This window comes from Cellulomonas sp. P5_C6, assembly GCF_054049635.1.
In genome coordinates, this window is the sequence record NZ_JBFULZ010000377.1 from 1 (window position 1) to 1,028 (window position 1,028).

At 69.7% G+C, this 1,028-nt stretch carries 2 protein-coding genes; one reads left to right on the forward strand and one right to left on the reverse strand.

What is annotated here, in order from left to right; all coding sequences use genetic code 11:
• On the forward strand, positions 1 to 236 hold a 236-nt coding region (locus ACXJKG_RS21250; protein ID WP_456847699.1), incomplete at its 5' end, for a hypothetical protein.
• Positions 237 to 255: 19 nt separating this feature from the next.
• Here ACXJKG_RS21250 and ACXJKG_RS21255 read toward each other — a convergent pair.
• Positions 256 to 1,028, reverse strand: a 773-nt coding sequence (locus ACXJKG_RS21255; protein ID WP_456847700.1) for an endo alpha-1,4 polygalactosaminidase, incomplete at its 5' end; no start/stop codon positions are given.

Here is a 1,028-nt window from a genome sequence, read left to right on the forward strand (position 1 = left end):
ACGTCGTGACCGGCTGGGACACCCTCGAGTCGGCGTGGGACGTCCGCGACGACGTGGCCGTGCACCTGCAGAAGGTGGACATGGTCGCGTCCGTGGACGGCGTCGACCGCAGCGGGATCTTCGTCCTCACCGACACCTGGCTGCGCACGCCCGACGGCTGGCAGGTATGGCGTCGGCACTCGACGCCCCTCCGGGCCGGCGTGATGCCGCGGCCGGAGGCGGGCAGGTCGTCCTGACCCGCCCGCCCCGGAGCCGTCAGCAGAACGTGTACACGTAGCCGCTGGTGCCCTTCGGCACGACGTCGCGGTCGCGGTAGATGACGCTCGTCGACACCCCGCGCGCGGCGCAGGCCTTGGTGAAGTTCGCCGTGCCGCCGTTGTCGGTGTACTCGATCTCGTACACCTGCGTGCCGTACACCGACGTGAAGTCGCCGCACTCGTCGTAGACCTGGCACTCCTCGACGACGGCGAAGTCGAACCCGATCGCCTTGCCCTTCGACGCCAACGAGGAGTCGTTCTTCTGCGCGATCGCCAGGCCGTCCGCGTGCGCCCTCGTGGCCAGCAGCCGGGCGAAGTCGATGTTGTTCTGCTGCGTCAGCCGCTTGCCGCTGCGGCTGTAGCTGTCGAGGTTGTCAGGCTCGACCGCGTTGAACCCGTCGGCCTTGCAGCCGTCGATCCAGCCGCCGACGACCGCCAGCAGCTTCGTCCGCTTCGCCGCCGTCGACGTGTCCAGCAGCATCTCGTCCCAGGCGCTGTCGATCACGTACGACCCGTTCGCCTTCTTCAGCAGCAGGTCGTCGTGGTGGGTCTTCCACCAGGTCGCGTCGTCGGGCTGGGTCTGGAACGCGTTGACGTAGCAGATGTTGTACGTGCCGGCCGCGGGCGCGTCGAGCCGGTCGCGGTCGACGATCCTCGCGGTCGACGACGGCGTGTAGGCGCCGCCGATCTGGTAGTCGAACTGCCCGTTGGCCGGCGGCAACGGGACGGACGCGGCCGAGCCGGCCGACGCGCACGCGCCGACCAGGAGGG